16 protein-coding genes are annotated in these 22879 nt (G+C 61.9%); 12 read left to right on the top strand and 4 right to left on the bottom strand.

The window, feature by feature from the left end; genetic code table 11:
- Window positions 1-2 precede the first annotated feature (2 nt).
- From G471_RS0111375 to G471_RS0111360, 4 genes are read left to right on the top strand one after another with little or no spacing between them, the layout of a single operon-like run.
- A complete protein-coding gene (locus G471_RS0111375; RefSeq protein ID WP_028995445.1) occupies window positions 3-1187 on the top strand; it encodes a PilT/PilU family type 4a pilus ATPase in 1185 nt (394 codons plus the stop codon).
- On the top strand, window positions 1187-2320 hold the full coding sequence (dapE, locus tag G471_RS0111370; protein WP_028995444.1) for a succinyl-diaminopimelate desuccinylase: 1134 nt from the start codon (window positions 1187-1189) through the stop codon (window positions 2318-2320). Before G471_RS0111375 ends, dapE begins: the two co-directional genes overlap by 1 nt.
- Window positions 2317-3213 carry a 50S ribosomal protein L3 N(5)-glutamine methyltransferase gene (prmB, locus tag G471_RS0111365; RefSeq protein WP_028995443.1) on the top strand — a complete coding sequence of 299 codons (897 nt, stop codon included), beginning with the start codon at window positions 2317-2319 and terminating at the stop codon, window positions 3211-3213. Before dapE ends, prmB begins: the two co-directional genes overlap by 4 nt.
- A 9-nt stretch (window positions 3214-3222) precedes the next feature.
- Window positions 3223-4089 carry a spermine/spermidine synthase domain-containing protein gene (locus G471_RS0111360; RefSeq protein WP_028995442.1) on the top strand — a complete coding sequence of 289 codons (867 nt, stop codon included), beginning with the start codon at window positions 3223-3225 and terminating at the stop codon, window positions 4087-4089.
- Between the two features lie 3 nt (window positions 4090-4092).
- Here the strand turns inward: G471_RS0111360 and G471_RS17505 are convergent, their stop codons facing one another.
- On the bottom strand, window positions 4093-5301 hold the full coding sequence (locus G471_RS17505) for an HD domain-containing phosphohydrolase (protein ID WP_081700239.1): 1209 nt from the start codon (window positions 5299-5301) through the stop codon (window positions 4093-4095).
- A 137-nt stretch (window positions 5302-5438) separates the two neighbouring features.
- On the opposite strand from G471_RS17505, the gene G471_RS18395 reads away from it, so the two are divergent.
- Window positions 5439-6248, top strand: a complete 810-nt coding sequence (locus tag G471_RS18395; protein WP_028995441.1) for a LuxR C-terminal-related transcriptional regulator — start codon at window positions 5439-5441, stop codon at window positions 6246-6248.
- Here G471_RS18395 and G471_RS0111345 read toward each other — a convergent pair.
- Window positions 6235-7689, bottom strand: a complete 1455-nt coding sequence (locus G471_RS0111345; RefSeq protein ID WP_028995440.1) for an aminoacyl-histidine dipeptidase — start codon at window positions 7687-7689, stop codon at window positions 6235-6237. The two genes, G471_RS18395 and G471_RS0111345, sit on opposite strands and share 14 nt — an antisense overlap.
- A 49-nt stretch (window positions 7690-7738) precedes the next feature.
- On the bottom strand, window positions 7739-9181 hold the full coding sequence (locus G471_RS17495) for an O-antigen ligase family protein (protein WP_051295453.1): 1443 nt from the start codon (window positions 9179-9181) through the stop codon (window positions 7739-7741).
- 349 nt (window positions 9182-9530) lie between these two features.
- Between G471_RS17495 and G471_RS0111335 the strand changes: the two genes are divergently transcribed.
- The 4 genes from G471_RS0111335 to G471_RS17490 all read left to right on the top strand — a co-directional run bounded on the left by G471_RS0111335 (window position 9531) and on the right by G471_RS17490 (window position 14835).
- The gene (locus G471_RS0111335) at window positions 9531-9746 is read left to right on the top strand and encodes a hypothetical protein (protein WP_028995439.1); all 216 of its coding nucleotides are present in this window, start codon (window positions 9531-9533) and stop codon (window positions 9744-9746) included.
- A 178-nt stretch (window positions 9747-9924) separates the two neighbouring features.
- Window positions 9925-11193 carry an HlyD family secretion protein gene (locus tag G471_RS0111330; protein ID WP_028995438.1) on the top strand — a complete coding sequence of 423 codons (1269 nt, stop codon included), beginning with the start codon at window positions 9925-9927 and terminating at the stop codon, window positions 11191-11193.
- Window positions 11194-11227: 34 nt separating this feature from the next.
- Window positions 11228-13390: a peptidase domain-containing ABC transporter gene (locus G471_RS0111325; protein ID WP_028995437.1), complete on the top strand. Its 2163-nt coding sequence runs from the start codon at window positions 11228-11230 to the stop codon at window positions 13388-13390.
- A complete protein-coding gene (locus tag G471_RS17490) occupies window positions 13384-14835 on the top strand; it encodes a TolC family protein (protein ID WP_051295452.1) in 1452 nt (483 codons plus the stop codon). Before G471_RS0111325 ends, G471_RS17490 begins: the two co-directional genes overlap by 7 nt.
- Here the strand turns inward: G471_RS17490 and G471_RS17485 are convergent.
- Window positions 14832-16520: a two-component system response regulator gene (locus G471_RS17485; RefSeq protein ID WP_051295451.1), complete on the bottom strand. Its 1689-nt coding sequence runs from the start codon at window positions 16518-16520 to the stop codon at window positions 14832-14834. The two genes, G471_RS17490 and G471_RS17485, sit on opposite strands and share 4 nt — an antisense overlap.
- Window positions 16521-16863: 343 nt before the next feature.
- Between G471_RS17485 and G471_RS19575 the strand changes: the two genes are divergently transcribed.
- From G471_RS19575 to G471_RS0111300, 3 genes are all read left to right on the top strand, one after another.
- Window positions 16864-21885 carry a retention module-containing protein gene (locus G471_RS19575; RefSeq protein WP_028995436.1) on the top strand — a complete coding sequence of 1674 codons (5022 nt, stop codon included), beginning with the start codon at window positions 16864-16866 and terminating at the stop codon, window positions 21883-21885.
- 25 nt (window positions 21886-21910) lie between these two features.
- Complete coding sequence (locus G471_RS19410) at window positions 21911-22225, top strand: helix-turn-helix domain-containing protein (protein ID WP_211226423.1); 315 nt, start codon at window positions 21911-21913, stop codon at window positions 22223-22225.
- A gap of 3 nt (window positions 22226-22228) precedes the next feature.
- A partial coding sequence (locus G471_RS0111300) for a TolC family protein (RefSeq protein ID WP_043421561.1) occupies window positions 22229-22879 on the top strand: 651 nt, incomplete at its 3' end.

Genomic DNA, 22879 nt, shown 5'->3' with positions numbered 1-22879 from the left:
CCATGATCCTCGACAAACTGTTCCAGCTGATGTCGGAAAAGCAGGCGTCGGATATTTTCATCTCCGCCGGCACGCCGATCCACATCAAGATCCAGGGAACGACCATGCCGGTCAATCAGCAGATCATGCTGCCCGACATGATCGAGAAGATCGCCTACGAACTGATGTCGCCGGATCAGGCCAAGACCTTCGAAGCCAACAACGAGATGAACCTCTCGTTCGGCGTGCCGCAAGTCGGCAACTTCCGGATCAACATCTTCCGCCAGCGCGGCTCGATCGGCATCGTCGTACGCTTCATCCTCGGCAACATCCCGCCGCTCGACACACTCGGCCTGCCGCCACTGCTCGGCGAGCTGATCATGGAAAAGCGCGGGCTGATCCTGATTGTCGGCGCCACCGGCTCGGGCAAGTCGACGACCATCGCCTCGATGCTCGATTACCGCAACTCGACGCGCACCGGTCACATCCTGACCGTCGAAGACCCGATCGAATTCCTGTTCAAGCACAAGAAATCCATCGTCAACCAGCGCGAAATCGGCATGGACACACACGACTGGGGTACGGCGCTGAAGAACGCGATGCGCCAGGCGCCCGACTGCATCCTGATCGGTGAAATCCGCGACCGCGACACCATGCAGGCGGCGATTTCCTACGCCCAGACCGGCCACCTGTGCCTGGCCACGCTGCACGCCAACAACTCCTACCACGCGCTCAACCGGATCATCAGCTTCTTCCCGCTGGAGAACCGGCCGGCGCTGTTCCTCGACCTGTCGGTGGCCTTGCGCGCCATCGTCTCCCAGCGCCTGGTCAAGAAACCCGACGGCAAACGTCTGCCGACCTGCGAAATCATGCTCAACACGCGCCACATCAGCGAGCTGATCGAGCGCGGCGAAGTCCAGGGCATCAAGGACGCGATGGAGCAGACACTGGCGCCGGGATCGCAGACTTTCGAGCAGGATCTTTTCCGCCTTTACCACGAAGGCACGATCACCCTCGACGAAGCCCTGGCCAATGCCGATTCGCCGACCAACCTGTCGTGGCTGATCAACAACTCCGAATTCAATTCCGGCAACAGCAAGGAAGAGAAGAAGCCCGACATCAGCCTGGAATTCGACAGCACCAACGAAGGCGGCGCCTCGTTCAAGGAATTCCAGCTCAGCCTCGCCGACGACGAAGACAATCCCTGATGACTGATACCACGCTCGACCTGGCACGCCAGATCATGGCCTGCCCGTCCGTCACGCCCAACGATGCGGGCTGCATGGACATCCTCGGCGCCCGCCTGGCCGCCATCGGCTTTTCGCTCGAATGGCTGGATCGCAACGGCACCCGCAACCTCTGGGCACGCCGCGGCACGAGCGCACCGCTGTTCGTCTTCGCCGGCCACACCGACGTCGTCCCGACCGGCCCGCTGGAAAGATGGACCAGCCCCCCGTTCGCCCCGGAAATTCGTGACGGCAAGCTCTACGGCCGTGGCGCCGCCGACATGAAGACCGGCGTCGCCGCCTCGGTCACGGCGGTTGAAGCTTTTGTCGCCGCGCATCCGGACCACCCCGCGTCGCTCGCCTTCCTGCTCACCTCCGACGAGGAAGGCGATGCCAACGACGGCACCGTCGCCGTCACCGAAGCCCTGCAGGCGCGTGGCGAACATCTCGACTACTGCATCATCGGCGAGCCGACCTCGGTCAACACGCTCGGCGACATGATCAAGAACGGCCGGCGCGGCTCGCTCTCCGGCGTACTCAACGTCAAGGGCATCCAGTGCCACATCGCCTACCCGGAGAAAGGCCGCAACCCGATCCACCAGGCCGCCCCTGCCATCGCCGAACTGGCAGCGACCGAGTGGGATCAGGGCAACGAATACTTCCCGCCGACCACCTGGCAGATTTCCAACATCCACGGCGGCACCGGTGCGACCAACGTCATTCCCGGGCAACTGGAAATCAAGTTCAATTTCCGTTTCTCCACCGCCAGCACGCCGGAAGGCCTGCAGCAGCGCCTGTGCGCCATCCTTGACAGTCACGGGCTGGAATACGAGATCAAATGGACGCTCGGCGCCCGCCCCTTCCTGACCGGTCGCGGTCCGCTGGCTGACGCGGCGATCGAGGCGATCCGCAGCGTTTGCGGCATCGAAACCGAACTATCGACCACCGGCGGCACCTCCGACGGCCGCTTCATCGCGCCGATCTGCGGCCAGTTGCTGGAAATCGGCCCGTCCAACGCGACCAGCCACAAGATCGACGAATGCATCGCCGTCGACGCCCCCGCGCAACTCTCGGCGATCTACCGCCGCATCCTGGAAAAGATTCTGCTCGCATGACCGCCGCCGCCAAAACCGAACTGATCACCGTCCGCGACTTCATCCGCTACGCGGTCAGCCGCTTCAACGCCGCCCAGCTGTTCTTCGGCCACGGCAGCGACAACGCCTGGGACGAAGCGGTATATCTCACGCTGCACGCTTTACACCTGCCGCTCGACCGCCTCGAACCCTTCCTCGACGCGCGTCTGCTGCCCGAAGAACGCACCCGCCTGCTCGACCTCTACACCCACCGCTGCCAGGACCGCCTGCCGGCCGCCTACCTGACCCACGAAGCCTGGCTCGGCGAAGACCGTTTCTACGTCGACGAGCGCGTCATCGTGCCGCGCTCCTTCATCGCCGAACTGCTCGACGAGCAGCTGACGCCCTGGGTCGCCGACCCGTGGGCGGTCGAAAACGCGCTCGACCTGTGCACCGGCTCCGGCTGCCTGGCGATCAAGCTGGCGCTCAACTTCCCCAACGCCCGGGTCGATGCCGTCGACCTGTCGAAAGATGCGCTGGCCGTCGCCGAACGCAACATCGCCGACTATCACCTGGGCGAGCGTATACATCCGGTCCATTCCGACGCCTTCACGGCGCTGGCTGGCCGCCGCTACGACCTGATCATCTCCAACCCGCCCTACGTCGATGCCGAATCGGTCGACGCGCTGCCGCCGGAATACCTGCACGAGCCGGAAATGGCACTCGGTTCGGGTGACGACGGCCTCGACTTCACCCGCATCATCCTCGCCGAAGCGAAAAAGCACCTGAGCGAAGACGGCATCCTCGTCGTCGAAATCGGCCACAACCGCGACGCGCTTGAAGCCGCCTACCCCGACCTGCCCTTCACCTGGCTCGACACCGCCGCTGGCGACGAATACGTATTCATGCTCAACGCAGCTGACCTGCCAGACTAAGACGCAGGCTTGAAACTCTACGAACTCCCCAGCCCGTTCGAGATCGAGACCGGCACGGTCATGATGCTTGAACCGGCCTGGGCGCGGGCCGGCGAATTGCGCGCCCAGTTGCTCGACGAAAGCTACCCCAAGCCCTTCGTCATCGACGACGGCAAGTCGCGCTACCTCTACTTCAACGTCCGCCTGATGCAGAGCGAGATGGCGCTCAAAGCGCCGCACGATCTGGCGCTGCGCTACACGCAGAAAATGATGGGCTTCCTGCTCTTCCATCCGCGTCCCAAGCGCATCGCCTTGATCGGCCTGGGCGGCGGCTCGATCGTCAAGTTCTGCCACCGCCGCCTGCCCGGCGTCCACATCACCGCCGTTGAGCTCGACCCCGACGTGATCGCGCTGCGCGATGCCTTCTTCGTCCCTCCCGACGATGAACGCCTGCAGATCATCGAAGGCGACGGCGCCGCCTTCATCGAGCACACCGAACAAGGCATCGACGCGCTGCTGGTCGATGCCTTCGACCGCACCGGCTTCGCCCCGGCGCTGGCCAACCGCCAGTTCTTCGAGAACGCTTACACCAAGCTCTCCGGCAACGGCGTGCTGGTGGTCAACCTGGCCGGCGACAAGGAAAGTTACGCCGGGCTGATCGGCGAGGCGATGCACGTCTTCGACGACCAGGTGATCGTCATTTCGGTGCCCGACGACGGCAACCACATCCTCTACGCGTTCAAGGAAAAGTACTTCGAACCGCGCTGGCGCTGGCTGCACAACCATGCCAAGGAATTGCGCGCCCGCCTCGGCCTCGACTTCCCGGCCTTCGCGCAGAAGATGGAACGCTCGTCCAAGCTCGGCTTTGCCCGGCGCGAGGCGATCCGCGGGCGCTGAAGCTTACGCCGGCTGCAGATTGCAGGAAAACCGGAACGCCGAAAAAACCGGCGAATCGACATACTTCACTGCTTGCTCGTGCTCGTCGCGGAAAGCCGCCTGGATGTCGACGATTTCCTCGCGACAAGCGATCAGGGCTTCGACGCAGCGCGGATCAAGCTTCCAGGTCGCCATCTTGCGCAATACGGCGAATGCCTCCTCGTTCGACCAGGCTTCCTTGTACGAGCGCCTGGAGGTCAAGGCGTCGAACACGTCGGCCACGGCCACGATGCGCGCTTCAATCGGAATATCCTCGCCGATCAGACCATAGGGGTAACCGCTACCGTCATAGTTCTCGTGGTGACACTCGGCAATATGGCAGACGAGGTCGGCATAGCCGAATTCCTCAAGGCCGAAGTTGCCGAGCATGGATTCGATCATTTCCCGTCCCTTGGTCGTATGCGTCTTCATGACCGCCATCTCGCCCGCGGTCAGCTTGCCGGGCTTGCGCAGGATTTCATCGGGAATGGCGATCTTGCCGATGTCGTGCATCGGCGCAAACCAGAACACCGCCTCGACGAATTCATCGTCCAGACGATAATCCCGGGCCACCGCATTGGCGATCAATCGGGAGAATCTCGCCATACGTGCCAGATGCGCCCCGGTTTCCGGGTCCTTGTGCCCGGAAAAGCAGGTTGCCGTCCGCAAAGCCCCCAGCAGCACCTGCACCTGCTTCAATTCCATGTTGACCAGCAGGGAAACCAGGCGGGCGATCATGTCCAGATACGGCAATGACGACTCGTCAAACACCCCGGCCTGGCGGGAGTTGAAGAAGACGAAGCCGCCCAGCTGGGCGTTCTGGTAAATCGGCACCGTATAGCTTGCCTGGTAGCCGTGGGTCTCCAGTTTGCGTGCATGGGTTTTCCGGCTTCGCGCAAACACGGACATGTCGTTGATGACCCGGGGTTTGCCATCGAGCGAAATGCGGTACAGGGATTTCGCATCCCGCAAACGGCATTGGTAATTGCCCAGCGGATTCTCGCCCTCCGTGCTGTGGGCGAATGTCTGCAACATGTCGTCCTGCGGATCGTAGACCGCGATCCCGATGCGATGAACGAATTCGCAACGCTGCCGCAACACGCGATGCAGGAAGCCGATCTTCTCCGACATCGTCAGTTTCTCGTTCAGCCGGTTCAACAGATCCTGATGTTCGCACACCGAATTCTTTTTCATGGGCACCTCCGCTAGATGCCTCCACTGTAATCACCCCCCAGGGGCGAGTCATCACCCCGTGGGGTGATATTCACGAAGCCGTAAAAATATATAATTCAATCGCTTACACAACCAGGACCGAGAAAAAGAAAAGCACCATGGGCATCCACCATACGGGCAATGCAGAAATCGATCAGCAACACAGCATCCTCGAGAACATGGTCGAGCAGCTCGCCAGTTTCTGCAGTGAAAGCACGCCGCTGTCACAGCCGGTTTGCGCCCATTGCCCGCCTGGCCGCCAAACCGAATGCGGCAACAGCCTGGCCAGCCTGACCGGGGAACTGGGCGCCTTCCTGATCGGCCACGCAACCTACGAAGAAAAGATGATGGAGCTGCTGCCCGACACCCCGGTGTGCCAGGCCCACATCAAGGCGCACAAGGCGGCCCATGAAGGCATTGCCCGGCAACTGAAGCGGCTGGCCTTGCAGGTGCAAAGCGAACCGCCTTACGAAGCCAGCCTGTTCCTGCAGAAGCTCACTGGTGAATGGCTGGGCAATCACTCATCGCTGTTCGACAATCGCCTCGTTCGTCTGGGCAAGACCGAAGCACCGGAAATCGATTTCGACGCCGAGCTGGTGGTCATGCTCGATCAGCACGTCTTTCCCAATCGCCCGACCACCGGATCGCGCGCTGAAGCTGCCGCGACGCAACGTCAGCGCGTCGAAATCGTCGGCCGCTTCGAATCGCTGACCGCATCCCAGCGCAAGGTCTTCTGGCTGGTCGTCAACGGCCGCAAGAATGCCGAGATTGCCGAAGAACTGGGCATTTCCGTCAACACCGTCAAAACCCACCGCAGCGTGATCTTCCAGAAATTCGAAGTCAGCTCGGTCGTCGAATTGCTGCAGAAGACCGACATCCTGCGTCAGGCCAACGACAAGCAGCGGAAAGCGCCACTCAGCCGCCGCTGATCTCGCCCAGGATCGCCCGCAGCAGGCGCCAGCAGCGTTCCACCGTGGCCACCTCGACCCGCTCGCCGGGGGCGTGCGCGCCGTGGATGGTCGGGCCGAAGGAAACGATGTCGAGGCCCGGGTATTGGGCGCCGATCAGCCCGCACTCAAGGCCGGCGTGGATCACCTGGACTGTCGAATCACCACCGAAATCGCGCTTGAACACCGCCTGGCAGGTTTGCAGCAGGGCCGAATCCGGGTTCGGCTGCCAGCCCGGGTACTGGCCGGATTTTTCGGCAGCGGTGCCGGACAGCGCAAACAGGCTGACAATCTCGTCGGCCAGCGCATCGGCCGCGCGGTCGACCAGCGAGCGGACCATGAAATTGGCGTAGCCGGCGTCCGGTGTCAGTTCGACGATACCGAGGTTGTTCGAGGTTTCGACGACGCCAGCCACCTGCCGGCTGAAACGCTTCACGCCATGCGGCGCGGCATGCAGCGACGCCAGCCAGGTGAATTGCTCGGCGCCGGCCATGACCGCATCCGCCGTCGCCGCTTGCGCGCTCAGGGCAATGCCGTCGTCCACACCGCGCAGCAGTTCGCGCAACGCCGCCTGCTGCTGCGCCAGCCAGGCCTCCAGGCCGTCGGCTTCGGGCAGCGCCAGCACGGCGAAGGCCTCGCGCGGCAGGGCGTTGCGCGCCGAGCCACCATGCAGCGACACCAGCCGGTAAGGCATGACGCCGGCCAGGTCGTGCAGCACGCCGACCAGCAGCTTGATCGCGTTGCCACGTTCCTCGTGGATATCGACGCCGGAATGCCCGCCGCGCAGGCCATTCAACGCGATCCGGCGCACCGTCCAGCCGGCCGGCAGCGGTTCGGACTCACCGTCGCGGCGCACATCGACATCGAGCCCGCCAGCACAGCCAAGATAGAACTCGCCCCAGGCCTCGGTATCCAGGTTGAGCATCAGCGACGCATCGAGCAAGCCCGGCGCCAGACCACGGGCACCGCCCATGCCGGCTTCCTCATCAATGGTCAGCAACGCTTCCAGCGGCCCGTGGCGCAGCGTTTGATCTTCCAGCGCGGCCAGGATCAGCGCCACGCCGATGCCGTTGTCGGCGCCCAGCGTCGTCTTCTCCGCAATCAGCCAGCCATCGCGCAGCACCGGCTGGATCGCATCGCGGGAGAAATCGTGATCGCTGTCGGCATTCTTCTGGCAGACCATGTCCAGGTGCGCCTGCAGGACCACGGTCGGGGCATTTTCGCAACCGGGCGTCGCCGGCTTTTTCAGGATCAGGTTGCCGGCACCATCGACCCGCGCAGTCAGCGACCTTGCCCGCGCCCAGGCCAGCAATTTGTCGCGCAGTGCCGCCTCCTGCTTCGAGGCGCGCGGTGTCGCGCAGAGCAAGGCGAAATGGCGCCACACGGCAGCGGGATCGAGTCCGGCAATCAAATCGGCAGTCATGGTCTATCCGGCAGAAAAGGCGGCAGCTTACCGAAAGCCTGCGCCGACGTCATTCGCTCGGGCGTCGCCGCCCTTGCCCGCCGCCTGACGGCAGCGCACCGGCGCACCAGGCCATGGCCATGATCACCACCAGGGTCAGCGCATTGGCCGGAATCTGCAGGTTGAAATCGACCCAGCTATGAATGATCAGTGCCACCATCGCCATCAGGGAACCGAAGGCGATGCCGCGCGGCAGACTGGATCGGCGCTTGACCAGCACCCGCACCCCGGCGGCCAGCGTCAGCGCAACGAAAGCCCCGAGCAGGCCCAGCCCCGGCAGGCCGAAATCGGCGGCAATCTCGACGTAATCGTTGTGCGCATGATCGAAATACCCCTCACGCGGCGTCCGGTAGCGCAGGTAAGTCCCGTAGAAACTCCCCGCCCCGGTGCCCAGCACCGGGAAATCCTGCACCATGTCCATCGCATGCCGGGCCGCGTCCAGGCGCAATTCGACCGATTCCTCGCGCCCCTCGCCCTCAATGGTCATCGAAGTTTCCTGAACCCGGCTGACCACCTTCTCCAGACCCACCCAGGTGCCGATCACCACCACGTCGATGATGATCAGGCTGGCGATCAGCGCCACCGCCTTCGGCGCCGTCTTGCGCGACAACACGATATACAAGAGGCCAACCACGATCAGCGCGGCAAAGAAACCGCCGTTGCCCATCCGCGACCGCGTCAGCACCAGGGCAATGACCATGATCACCAGCATCAGGCGCAACAGCATCTTCGGGCTGAGCATGAAATCGATGGCCCCACGCATGCGGCTGCGCCAGTGGCGGCTGCCGCTGCTGTCATCGCCCAGGCGGGCCAGCATCAGACCGATGCCTACCGACAGGCATAACTCCATGTAACCCGCCATGTGGTTGTGATAGACGAACAAGCCCTTGACCCGATCGTGGATCAGATCCGAGAAAAACAGCGTGTACTTGGCACCGAACGAAAACAGCAGCGCACCGATGATTGCCTGGAACACACCGCTGCCGACAATGACCAGCGCCAGCAGGTCAAGGCGACGATGGCTGCGTATCGTCAGCAGGGCCACCACGAAAACCGCCCAGTAGGCAAAGGACAGCGCCGCGAAGAACTGCGTCTGGTAGGGATCCAGCGTGAACCGCGGCGGCCCGACGCCGTCCCAGACCGCCAGCGCCTCCGGCGACAGCGCACCGATCACCCCGGCCGGCCACGGAAAAATCTGTATCCAAGGAATCAGCACGAACAGGCCCAGCAGCACGATCGGCCAGCGCAAGGGCCGCAAACGCTCGGCCATCGCCGCCGCATGATTGCGCCAGGCAAACAAGGCACCGCCCAGCAAGAGCACCGCCCAGACAATCACGATACCGGCAGCAAAAGTCCGGTTACTGCCCAGCGGCAAGGGAATCCAGCACAACAGGCCAAGCAGCCCGTAAAAAACCCATTGATCGCGGACGGAATCGGAGGAACGGTAAGACACGGCAGGAGATTCAGGCATCGGCGGCAGGGCAATGGGAAAGGCAGCTAGTGTAGTAAGCCGATGGAATACAGACAAGGGATTTTCAGCGCCCGTCGGGCCCGCCACCGATATTCGCCAGGGATGAGCAAGCCTTGTCAGAGACATCATTTTCTTCGCAAGCACCACGCGCAAAGACAACAAAAAGAGTGTTGCTTTTTCATTTTATTTGATTATCATGGCACTCGATTCGCGTTCTGCGCGTTTTAGTAAATAAAGCGACAGTGATTGCAGAAATGCGCCAAGAATTACCCCATCCCGGGGCAATACCCGCCATCAACTTGGCATTTTCAATCGTTAAAGGAGTAGCAACATGGCAATTCAAGAGCTTAGCAAGACCGAAATCGAAGCAGTTTCCGGCGGCATCCTGGATCTGGGTGGCCTGCTTGGTGGCGTTCTGAACCCGGTTCTCGGCCTGGTTGGCGGCCTGCTGACCCCGGTTGTCGGCCTGGTTCAGGGTCTGGTTGGCACCGTGACCGGCCTGCTGGGCGGTCTGCTCGGCGGTCTGCTGGGTAATTCCTGCCGCTAAGACGCCAGGAAAACGGGGCGGGCCCCTGAACACGACCTCCTCCCGCCCCGTCAGCCCGCGTTTCTGATCCGCCAGACCTGGGCTGATCAAAACCGGGTTCAGTTTCCCCCACGCGCCCCTCGCGCAGGCCGGCCCTCATCAAACAGGGCAGTCTTTCCCTCAAAGCAGAAGTTGCAGCATGGCCTCGCAGCCCCTATTCAGACAAGCGGCCCTTGAGGCCCAGAAGCCGAAATCCTTCGGCGACATCCTGCTCATCCGCCCTCTCAGTTACCGGATACTGAGCATCGTCGCGGCAATCTGCGCCCTGTCGATCGTGCTGTTATTCACCTTTGGCAGCTATACCAAGCGCAGCAGCGTAAGCGGACACCTGGTCCCGAACGGCGGTCTGCTACGCGTTTATGCAGCGCAAGCCGGCATCATCCAGGAAAAGCGGGTGAGCGAAGGACAGCGCGTCCGTGCCGGCGAAATACTTTTCCTGCTATCGAGCGAGCGGCAAAGCAGCACCCTGGAATCAGTACAGGCCAGCATCAGCGAGCAACTGGGATCGCGCCAGGAATCCCTGGAAAGGGAACTGGAGCGGACGAGCCGCCTGCAACAGGAAGAACAGGATGGGCTGCGGCGCCAGATCCAGGCCCTCCAGGCGGAACTTGAAAAAGTCGACAGCCTGCTCGACGGCCAACGGGCGCGTGTCGGACTGGCCGACGAAACCAGCCGCCGTTACCAGTCCCTGCTTGAACAGGATTACATCTCGCGCGAGCAACAGCAACAAAAGCACGAGGAATGGCTCGATCAGCAAGCACGACTGAAGAGCATCGAGCGCGAGCAGATTGCCCTGCGTCGCGAGTTGGCCATGCGCCAGGAAAATCTTGGTGCACTGCGCCTCAAGCAGCAGAACCAGCTGGCCCAGATCGAACGCTACATCTCCAGCACCAGCCAGGAATTGAGCGAGAACGAGGGACGCCGAATGATCGCCATTACCGCCCCGGTCGACGGAGTAGCCACTGCGGTCGTAGGCGAACTGGGCCAGATGGCCGATGCCCGGCGCCCGCTGTTGAGCGTGGTCCCAGCCGACAGCCGCCTCGAAGCACAGCTCTATGCGCCAAGTCGGGCCGTCGGTTTCGTCAAGCCGGGGGCCTCGGTACGTCTGCGTTACCAGGCCTACCCATATCAGAAATTCGGCCACGCCGAGGGCCAGGTCGTTTCAGTCGCGAGAACAGCACTACCGGCTGGCGAAATTTCCGCCCTGCTCCCTGCCGGCGTTGAAAACCAGACCCACGAACCGCTGTACCTGATTACCGTGGCCCTGACCGCGCAAACCATCCGGGCTTACGGCGAAGAACACCCGCTGCAGGCCGGCATGCTGCTGGAAGCCGATGTGCTGCAGGAAACGCGCCGTCTCTATGAATGGGTGCTGGAACCCCTGTTCAGCCTGACCGGAAAACTCTGACCGGTATTCAACGACCATTAGCCCCAGGCCAGCAATGTCCTTTCTAGAAAACCTATCCTTCGGCCTGCGCCGCAAGCTGCCGCAAATCCTGCAAACGGAGGCCACCGAATGCGGCCTGGCCAGCATCGCCATGGTTGCCGGCTATCACGGCCTGCGCACCGACCTGGCCACGCTCCGCCGCCTGTTCCTGGTCTCGATCAAGGGCAGCACGCTGGGGCACCTGATGCAGATGGCGCAGTCGCTGAACCTCGCCACCCGCCCGATCAAGCTCGACCTTGAAGATCTGCCGCAGCTGCGCCTGCCCTGCATCCTGCACTGGAACTTCAATCACTTTGTCGTACTCAAGGAGGTCGACCGCAACACGGTGACCATTCACGACCCGGCCTTTGGCGTGCGCAAGCTGAAGCTCGACGAGGTTTCCGGTCAGTTCACCGGCGTCGCGCTGGAGCTATGGCCGAATACCGAGTTCAAGGCCGTCACCTTGAAGCAACGGGTCCGGCTGCGCCAGTTGATGGGGCACGTTACCGGCCTCTATCGCTCGCTCGGCCAGATCCTGCTGCTTGCCGTCTCGCTCGAAGTCTTTGCCCTGGTCAGCCCGTTTTTCCTCCAGTGGGTCATCGATAACGTCATCGTCTCCGGCGACCGGGATCTCCTGAGTACGCTGGCCATCGGATTCGGTTTGCTGATGCTGATGCAACAGGGCATTTCGGCACTGCGCTCGTGGGTCATCATGCATATGTCGACGACCCTGAACATCCAGTGGCGGGCGAATGTGTTCACCCATTTGCTGCGTCTGCCGGTCGAGTATTTCGAGAAACGCCACCTGGGCGATGTCGTCTCCCGTTTCAGTTCGATCGATGTCATCCAGAAAACGCTGACCACCGCTTTTGTCGAAGGCATTCTCGATGGTGCGATGACCATCGTGACCTTGATCGTGATGTTCATCTACAGCCCGCCGCTGGCGTGGATCGCGGTCGGCGCCATGGTGCTCTACGGCATAGTCCGCTGGCTCTGGTACCGACCGTTGCGCAACGCCACCGAAGAACAGATCATCCATGCAGCCAAGCAACAGAGCCATTTTCTCGAAACCGTACGCGGTGTTCGCAGCATCAAGCTGTTTCAGCGCCAGGAGGAAAGACGCTCGACCTGGCTGAGCCTGCTCGTCGACCAGATCAATGCCGATCTGCGCAACCAGAAACTGCAGATTTTCTATCGCCTGGCCAACGGCCTGCTGTTCGGTGTGGAACGCATCCTCGTCATCTGGCTCGGCGCCAAGCTCATTCTTGACGGGCACTTTACCGTCGGCGCACTGATGGCGTTCAGCGCCTACAAGGATCAGTTCGACTCACGCGTCAGCGCCCTGATCGACAAGCTGGTCGAAATCAAGATGCTGCAACTGCAGGGCGAACGTCTGGCCGATATCGTCTTCGCGACCCCGGAAAGCCATGCCGAAAAATCGATTTCAACGCCCGGAAGCCACGGCACGCCGGAAGCCTCCATCGAGCTGAAGGCGCTTCGCTACCGCTACGCCGATGGCGAACCGTGGGTACTCGACGGCATCGACCTGACCGTACATCCGGGCGAATCGATCGCCATCATCGGCCCCTCGGGCTGTGGCAAATCCACCCTGATCAGCACCATGCTCGGCATCCGGACTCCGACCGAAGGCGATGTCCTGATCGGTGGCAGCAGCGTCAATCAGGTCGGTATCGGCGCCCTGCGCGAGATGGTCGGTACCGTTCTTCAGGATGACGTCCTGTTTGCCGGATCGATCGCCGACAACATCAGCTTCTTCGACCATCATCCCGAGCCCGACCGCATCGAGGAATGTGCAAAGCTTGCCGCCATTCACGACGAGATCATGGAAATGCCGATGGGTTACAACACCCTGATCGGAGACATGGGCACCGCGCTTTCCGGTGGTCAGAAGCAGCGCGTCCTGCTGGCGCGGGCCATGTACAAACGGCCGAGCATCCTGTTCCTCGACGAGGCGACCAGCCACCTCGATATTTCCTGCGAAAAACGGGTCAACACCGCAATCAAGGGACTGAACATCACCCGCATCATCGTCGCCCATCGTCCGGAAACCATTGCCAGCGCAGACCGGGTGGTCATTCTCGACCAGGGGCGGATCATCCGCGACATCCCGGCCAGCGAGCTCGATCTCGAGCGTATCGCCCGAGGTGGGCAATGGTAGGAAAAACTGCATGGCGGATCGGCTGCCTGTTTGGCTGCCTGCTGCTTGCGTGCTCCGGGCTTGCCCGCGCCAATCCCCCTGACCTGCTCCTGACCGAAAGCCGCCTGCCACCCTCCGCACTGCCTCTGCTTGATGATGACACGCCCATCATCTGCGCATTCGACGAACCCAAGGGCAGCCTGCAACTGCACGAGGCCATCGAACGCGCCCTGTGCCAGAGTCCGCAGAGCCGGGCTGCCTGGGCTCAGGCGAAAATCCAGGCAGCCCAGCTCGGGGTTGCCAGATCCGCCTATCTGCCGAACCTGAGCGCCAACTTCGGCTATCTGGCCCAGACGACCAGCAATACCTACGAAAAACCCTACGATGTGCTGGACGCCAAAACCCAGCCACGCACCCGCACCGCCAGTCTCAAACTCAGCTGGACCATTGCCGACACCGGCTTGCGCCGGGCGAATGTGGAACAGGCAGCGGCCTTGCTGGATGCGGCCAACGCCAGCCACGATCAGACAATTCAGCGCACCTTGCTGGAAACGGCACAGCGCTATTTCGATGTACAGACCGCACAGGCCGTACTCCGTGCCAGCGAAGAAGCCGAAAACTCCGCCCGGAAAAACCTGGAGGCAACGACTGCCAAACATGCCGCCGGTGCCGGCGCGCTGACCGACAAACTGCAAGCTGCCGTCGCCCTGTCGGATGCCCGGCTCAAACGGGTCAGCGCTCAGGGCGAACTGGAGAATGCCACCGGCAGCCTGGCCACGGCCATTGGTCTGTCCCCGAAGACCCGCCTGCTCCTGCCGGAAAGGACCCAGAAACTGCCCGAAACCGGCATCGGCACCAGTATCGACGACCTGTTCGAGGAAGCCGGCAGCCATCACCCCGCGCTGCAAGCCGCCCGCGCCGAACTGAACGCCGCCCGGGCCCGGGTTCGGGCCGTTCGTGCCGAAGGCAGGCCGGTGCTCGGATTTTCTGCCGAGGCCAGCGAACGCCGGCAGGACAAGCACATTCCCATTTCCGGCTATCCAGCCACCGGTGCAGTCTTTCGCGACAACGTCGTCGGCATGCAGTTGAGCATTCCGCTATTCGAGGGCTTTGGGCGCGGCTACAAGGTTCGTGCCGCCAACAGTCAGGTTGAACAACTGCAGGCCGAGCTGGAAAAGATGGAGCAACAGGTCATGCTCGACGTCTGGAAAAGCTACCAGGCACTCAATACCCGGAAGGCCCATATCGAAGCCGCCCAGACCCTGCTCGACAGCGCGCGTCGTTCCTATGAAGTCGCCGAAGGACGATTTCGCGCCGGCGTCGGCAACATCCTCGAACTGCTGAGCGCCCAGAGTGCCGTGGCCAATGCCGAGCAGCGCCGGATCGAGGCGCTTTCCGGCTGGCTCAGCGCCCGCCTGCAACTGGCGGCGAGTACCGGCAAACTCGGCATGTGGGCGATACGCTAAGCGTTTGCCAGGGCGAATGCCTGATCGACGCAAACGCGATTCCGGCCAGTCCGCTTGGCCTCGTACATCGCTGCATCGGCGCGCCGGAGAATGCCATCAACAGTCTCGCCATGGGCCCCTGAGAACAAGGTCAGGCCAATACTCGGCGTGCTGTCGTACTCATGACGGCCCAGTTGATAGCTCACCCCCAGATTGCGCAGTACCTTGTTGGCCACGGTCATGGCGTCTTTCATGGCCATGGCGGCATCCGCCGACAACTGCGGCAGCATGATGACGAACTCGTCACCGCCGAGACGGGCCGCCGTGTCCATTTTCCGGACAGCGCCCGACAAGCGGCGAGCCACCTCGATCAGCAGCATGTCGCCGTGATCATGGCCCAGGGTGTCGTTGAGCGTCTTGAAACGATCCATATCGATGAACATCAGCGCCCCCAGCGTCGCATTGCGGCGATTCTGCTCGATCGCCTGGACCAGGCGATCAATCAGCAAGCGGCGATTGGGGAGGCCGGTCAAGGTATCGAACAGGGCCAGACGGCGATACTCTTCCTCGATCCGCTTTTTCTCCGAAACATCCTGCAACGCCCCGACCATGCGCAAGGGGGAGCCATCGGCCGCACGCTCGACGACTTTGCCGCGTGCCTGCACCCAGACATCCCAGCCATCGACGTGACGGACACGGTACTCGGCAAAAAACGGCTGATCGTTGACCAGGCATTCGTGCAGCAGGCGTTCAACCTCGGGCCGGTCATCCGGATTGATCATGGCCAGCACCTCGGCCACCGGGTGATTGGCTGTTTCCTCGCCCAGACCGAACAAGCGGCACCAGGCAGCGTTATGCCGAACGATCGGCTCCTGGACGGCCCAGTCCCAGATACCTTCGCCGGTCGCATCCATGACATGGCGCAAGCGCTCTTCGCTCTCGCGAAGTTTCAACTCAGCCTGCTTGCGCGCCTCGACATTGCGATAGGTGCCAATGATCATCTCGGCACCGCTGAACTTGCCGTGGATATTGAACCAGGTCCACGTCCCGCCGAGGCGCCGCAGGCGAACATCGATTTCGAACGCCGGCTTGAGACCGGACAAATAGTCGCGACTGGCTTCGCTCACGGCAGGTACATCATCGGGGTGGCAAACCTCCCGCCAATCCTTGAACTCGAGCGCCTTGACCTGCCCATCGACAGTCAAGGGCTGGCTCCAGGCAGAAGCAATTCTTACCCCGCCATCCAGATTCCATGACCACAGCCCCTGATCGGCCCCGGCCAGGGCCAGCGACAACAAACGCTGCAAACGGACCCGGTGCAGGATGTTGGCGATTCTGAGACGAACCAGATTCGGCTTGAACGGCTTGGTGATGTAATCGTCCGCCCCGAGTTCCAGGGCGCTGCATTCGTTGGTCAGATCATCCATGGCCGTCAGGAAGATGACCGGCGTCCCCTCGAAGGATGGCAGTTCCTTGAGCCGTTTCAAGGTCTCGAAGCCATCCATGTCCGGCATCATCAGATCAAGCATGACGAGATCGAACTGACGTTGACGAAAGGCATCAAGCGCCGCCTGCCCCGATTCAACGGGAACGATCTCGTAATCGATCCCCAAGGTCAGTTCGAGCAACTGAAGAATGGCCGGCGTGTCATCCACCGCCAGTATCGACGCCTTCGCTTCATCCAGCAGATGTGACTCAAGTCGCACGACACACCTCAAAACGAACTATTCGTTTAAATATGATACCTCGCTTCATCGATAGTGATACGCAAAATTCCAGGCATGCAAACGCTCCACCGCCACACAAACAAACCGAAAAACAGAAAATAAATCATTTTTACAACAACTTAAACAAACAACGGCCAAATATTTCGCTGCCAATGCGATCGAGCGCAGCGGTAGAACGAGCCGCCATGAATGCAAAAACAACGCAAAACGCGAAATGAAAATGCTTGGTTAATTTGATTTTATCGTATAATTTGATATAACAGCTTGCATAAGCCCCCCTGCCCATCCAGGGCACATCAAATTCGGTGCGAGGAATCAAGTCATGTCACAAACCAACCCTATCGCCCAGGTGGTCTCGCTGAACGGCAGCGCATTTGCCATCACGAAAAATGGATCCAGCCGGCAACTCAAGGCCGGTGACAGGCTCCTCCCCGGCGAAACAGTCGTCACCGGCGCCAACGCCGATATCGTTCTGGCCGCGAACGACGGCCGCGAGATCCGGCTTGGCAACAGTCAGACCGTCGTCTTCGACAATGAGGTCGCCGGCACCAGCTCGCCGGACGATAGCGCCATACGCACCGGCAGCGACGGCTTCCGCCAGATCACCCAGGCCCTGGCCAGCAATGCACCGCTCGACGAACTGCTGGACGAAGAAGCACCGGCCGCAGGGCAAGCAGGCGCCACCAGCGAAGGCGGTCACAGCTTCATCGAATTCGCACGCATCCTGGAGGAAATCGGCGGCGCGGCAACGGCCTACAATTTCGGAACGGGCGACCGATCCGGCCTCGCGCTCTCGGATGAGGCAGTGCTCTCAGCTGGAAACTTGCTTCCGGACGACAACACACCGCCCAACGGCGGCGCTGCTCCCCGGGTCATCATTGTTGAAGATGCCAACAACGACGGCTTCATCAACCGCGCCGAAGCCAATGGCAATGCCGATGTAAGAGTCGAGTTCAATCGCGACCTGGTCGATGTCGGCGATACCGTACGCGTCTCGGACGGCACGATCGTCCGCGATATCGTGATCAATGCCGCCGACAAGGCCAATGGCTACATCACCACCGATTTTCCCATCCCGCCGCATGGCAGCGTGCTGGTCGTCGACGCTTACCTGATCGACCCGGCCGGCAATGCCTCGGAACGCGGCAGCGCAGCGGCAAAGATCGACACCAGCAACCTGCAGGGACTGGTCGTCACCATCACCGAGGACATCAATGGCGATGGCTACATCAACAAGGCGGAATTGCAGGGCAAGGTCGACGTTGAATTCACCCTGCCGCCGGAAGCGATTGCCGGCGATCTGCTGACCATCTGGGCGACCGGGCATTCGACGATCACCATCGAACTGACCCAGGCCCATATCGATGCAGGCCGCGTGGAAATCGAACTCGATCCGCCCGGCAATGGCAGCAAGCTCGAAGTTCGCGCCCAGGTCAGCGACCCGGCCGGAAATCTGTCCAATGAGGCCAGCGCTGCCGCCATCATCGAAACCAGCGACATCGGTGCGCCACGCGTCACCCTGCTGGACGACCTCAATCGCGACGGCTACATCAATGCGGCCGAGCTTCAAGGCGACATCGATGCCCGCATCGGCCTGCCCTCCGGCGCCCGCGCCGGAGAATGGCTGTTCGTCAGCGTCAATGGCAACGCCCGCCTGCCGATCCTGCTGACCCAGCAGGATATCCGCAACGGTCACGTCGATATCGGAGGCATTCCAAATCCCGGCGATGGGCAAACCGTCACGGTCACCGCCTTCATCCGTGACCTGGCCGGCAACACCAGCCCCACCGGCGAAGCTTCGGCCATCATCGACACCACCGTGTTCAGCGGCCTGAGCGTTGCCATCACCGAAGACCGCAATGGCGATGGTTTCATCAACCGGGAAGAACTGCGCGACAACGACATCGATGTCCGGGTAACGCTTCCTGCCGGTGCAGCCGTCGGGGATTCGCTGACGGTGTCCGGCAGCGGCAATGTCGACCAGGTGTTCACGCTGACCGCAGCCGACATCGCCGCCGGTCACCTCGACGTCAAATTCAACCCCACGGCGGACGACACGACCTTTGTCACAACCGCCACGATCCGCGACATTGCCGGCAATTCCGCCGGACCGGCCGAAGCCAGCGCCCGCCTGATGCTGGGCGAACCGGGAGCGCCCCAGGTCTTCATCCTTGAGGACAGGAACAGTGACGGCTGGATCAACGCCGCCGAATTGCAGGGAAAGATCGACGTCAGCATCACCCTCCCCCCGACCATCCGCGCCGGCGATCAACTGCTGGTCACCGTCAACGGTCAGGTGCTCGCCCCCATCGTCATGACCCAGAGCGACGTGATTCGTGGCAGCGTGGCATTTGAGTTCGACAACCCGGGTGAAGGTCAGAGAATCGACGTCTCCGCACAGGTCCGCGACCCGGCCGGCAATCTTGGCAAGGTCGGACATGCCGGCGCCACCATCGACACCCTGGCGCCCAACGGAGGCAATGCCCCGCTGGTCGAAATCACCGAGGATGCAAACGGTGACGGCCGGATCAGCGCTGCCGAACTGAACGGCGAAGTGGACGTTCAGGTTCGCTTCGATGGCGACAAGGTGGATATCGGCGACATCGTTGTCGTCACTTCCAGCCAACTGACCCGGGAAATCCAGATCACCGCCGCCGACAAGCAAGCCGGCTTCGTCACCACCCATTTCCCGCCCCAGGCGCACGGCACCACGATTACCGTCGAGGCCGAAATCCGCGATCCGGCCGGTAACACGACGCCACGCGGCGAAGCGCAAGCGCTTTTCTGGACCAACCTGATCATTGTCGATGCCGAAGTCAGTGTCTCGGAAGAAGGCTTGCGCCACGGCATTCCGGACCGCGAGGGCAATCCGCACGACAACACCGATGAACCGACTGCCAGCGGCACCATCGGCATCGTCAACGGCAACGCCACGCTATCCCTGTGCCTTGCCCCGCCGAGCCAGGCGCTCTATTCCGGTGGCGTCCAGATTGTCTGGTCGGGGGCGGGAACCGAAGACTCCCCGCTCGTCGGTCGTGCCGGCGCGCTCGGTCCGGAAGTCATCTGCGCCAGGATCGACAGCCAGGGAAATTATGAAGTCCGCCTGCTGAAACCCATCGATCACCCAAGCGGCAACGGTGAAAACATCGAAAGCCTGCAATTCACGATCCGGGCAAACGACGGCAGCCAGCAAAGCGAAACCAGCCTGACGGTGCACATCGAGGACGACGCGCCGCTGGCCAACAACCAGGCGATCCGGATCGGCGATGGCGACGGTGTCGATACCAACCTGATGATCATGCTCGACCTCTCCGCCAGCATGAATCAGCGCACCGGCGTCAAGGACCTGGCCGGCCAGGAATTGAGCCGACTGGATCTGGCCAAGATCGCCATCCGCGACCTGCTCGACCGCTACGACGCGCTGGGCGACGTCAAGGTTCGTCTGGTGGTCTTCGGCAACGACGGACATGCACTGGGCGAACGCTGGCTGACCATCGACGAGGCACGCCTGCTGCTCGCCGGCCTGGAAGCCGGAAATGAAGCTTCGAACTACGACGCCGCCCTGGCCACAGCCAAGCTGGCGTTTGCCAGCGACGGCAAAATCGCCAGCGGGCAGAATGTCTCGTACTTCTTCTCCGATGGCGAACCGACCATCGACAGCAGCGGACATCCCTTCAACTATCCGGGACAGTTCGACCCCTTCCTCGGCGACGGCATCGACCGGGACGAGGAATGCGCCTGGCGCCAGTTCCTCAACGACAACGACATGACCTCGCAGGCCATCGGTGTCGGTCCACGTTCCATCATCATCCCCAACCAGCTCAACCCGATTGCCTGGGACGGTCAGGCAGAATCCGACCTGAACGGCTACTGGATTGGCGATTTCAACGAAATGGCCTGCGTCTTCGCGGCGACAGTCAGCGGCCCGACCACGCTCAGCGGCAGCCTCGGAGGCTTCGGTGCGGACGGCGGGCATGTCGCCGCGCTCGCCATCGGCGGTTACCTCTTTGCCTATGACGCGCAGGCCAACACCATCGCCGTCAGCGGCACTTCGGCGACGGTCAGCGGCTATCAATTCGACCCGGTCACCCGGACACTGACCGTGCAGACCACCGCCGGCGAAACCATCCGCATCGGCCTTTGCGATGGCAGCTATCAATACCACGTCGCCGAAGCGCCTCCTCGCGGCAGCACGACCCAGGTCGAATTCATCCTGGTCGACAACGATGGCGACCAGGCCACCGGCTCGTTGCAGTTCATCGGCACCGGCACACCATCGACCGTCAATGTCGCCCCGGTCACCGGCATCGAAACCAGCAACAACCTGCTCGGCATCATCGGGCTCGATGCCCTCGACCTGATCGATCTGGGAACACGCACGCGCTTCACCGCCGTCGATGCCAACAACAATATCGCCAAGCTGGAAATTTCCTACCGCTCGCTGATCAACCTCGGCCCCTACCACCTGAAGGCCTCGCATGCGCTGGCCGACGAACTGGGGCTGAATCTCGCGATCATCAACAATCCGGGTCTGCTCGGTCTGATCCTGCCCAGTTCGACCCTGGTCATCACGGCCAAGGATGGCGGCACCATCGACAACCTGGCATTGAACGAGCTTCTCGGCACCGTGCATTACGAGCAGTCGCTGCTCGACGTCAGCGTTCTCAGCGCCACCAGCATCACTGCCACCGACAGCAATGGACTGAGCAGCACCAGCAGCGTCGGTTCGCTGGCAGAAGTCGGTCTGCTCAGCACCCCGGATCAGAACGGACGGATCATCGAAGGCTCGTCACAGGACGACACGCTGACCGCCACCCAGGAAGGCAGCCGCCTCTACGGCCATGACGGCAACGATGTGCTCATCGGCAGCGATGGCAGCGACCTGTTGCGAGGTGGCGCCGGTGACGACGCGCTTCACGCTGGCAACGGCAACGATCTGTTGATCGGCGGCAAGGGCAACGACCTGCTCTGGGGCGGCGATGGCAGCGATGTTTTCCGCTGGGAATTCGGTGATCAGGGCACGGTAGACACACCCGCCATCGACCGGATCATGGATTTCAACCTGCACGCCCCGGTTGGTGCTGGCGGCGACATCATCGATCTGCGGGATCTGCTGCAAGGCGAGTACCACGACGGTTTCGCGCCCGGCAATCTGACGCAATACCTGCATTTCGAAACCACCGCCAGCGGCACGACCATCCATATCAACCCACTCGGCAATGGGGCCGCGGTCACGCAGCAAATCGTCATCGAGGGTGTCGATTTCAGTGAAGGCGGTCAATTCACCGGTAATAGCCAAATCATCCAGAACTTGCTCCAGCAGGGAAAACTGCTGGTCGATTAAGCCATCTTCACAAGGGAGAAACAGCATGGACAAAGTACTGATCTGCACCACCGGCCAGGACATCCGCGACCTTCGCGATCGCATGGGGATGAAACAGTCCGACTTCTGGAAACGCATCCTGGTCACCCAGTCCGGGGGATCACGCTATGAAACGGGGCGAACCATTCCCAAACAGGTCTTGCTGCTGATCCATCTTGCCTACGGCGAGACCAAGGGCGCCGAACGCCTGCTCAAGGAACTGCGTAACGGAAAATCCGTGGAAACCCTGCAGAATATTTCTGGCAAGCCGCGCATCCGTCGCGCCAAACCGTCTGCTTCGCTGCACATGGGAGCCGCCTGAATCATGAAAATGGCCATCCTCCCTTTCCTCATCGGCAGCCTGTTTGCCAGCGTCGCGCAGGCTCAGGAAACCGGTACGCAACAAGTGCACGACGCCCTGCGCGAGATTGCCCAGCAAGCGGTGCTGAAGAGCCCGGAAGTGACGACCAAGTGGCGTAACTACAAGGCGGCCGACGAGGAAATCGGGGTGGCACGCGGTGGCTATTTTCCGCGGGTAGACCTGACTGCGGGCGCTGGCCGCGAGAGTCTGAAGACGCCGCCGACGAATACCAAGGACAACTACACCCGCCAGGGCTACGCGCTGACCCTGAACCAGATGGTGTTCGACGGGTTTGCCACGCGCAGCGAGGTTCGCAAACTCGACAAGGCGCGTCTGGTCCGTTACTACGAATTGCTCGAAGCCTCCGAGAACGTCGCTCTGGAAGCCAGCCGCGCCTATCTCGATGTGCTGCGCTACCGTTTCCTGGTCGATCTCGCCGAAGACAACTACATCCGCCACAAGGCCACGCACGAGCAACTGAAGGTGCGTACGGCATCGGGCGTCGGGCGTCGCGTCGATCTGGAGCAAGCCGGCAGCCGTCTGGCCCTGGCCGAAGTCAATCTGACCACCGAAACCGCCAACCTGCACGACGTGTCGGCACGCTATCAGCGTCTG

Source organism: Azonexus hydrophilus DSM 23864, from assembly GCF_000429605.1.
Lineage (GTDB): Bacteria > Pseudomonadota > Gammaproteobacteria > Burkholderiales > Rhodocyclaceae > Azonexus > Azonexus hydrophilus.
Note: the sequence above shows the minus strand (reverse complement) of the source record. Positions and strands in the feature narration are given on the sequence as shown.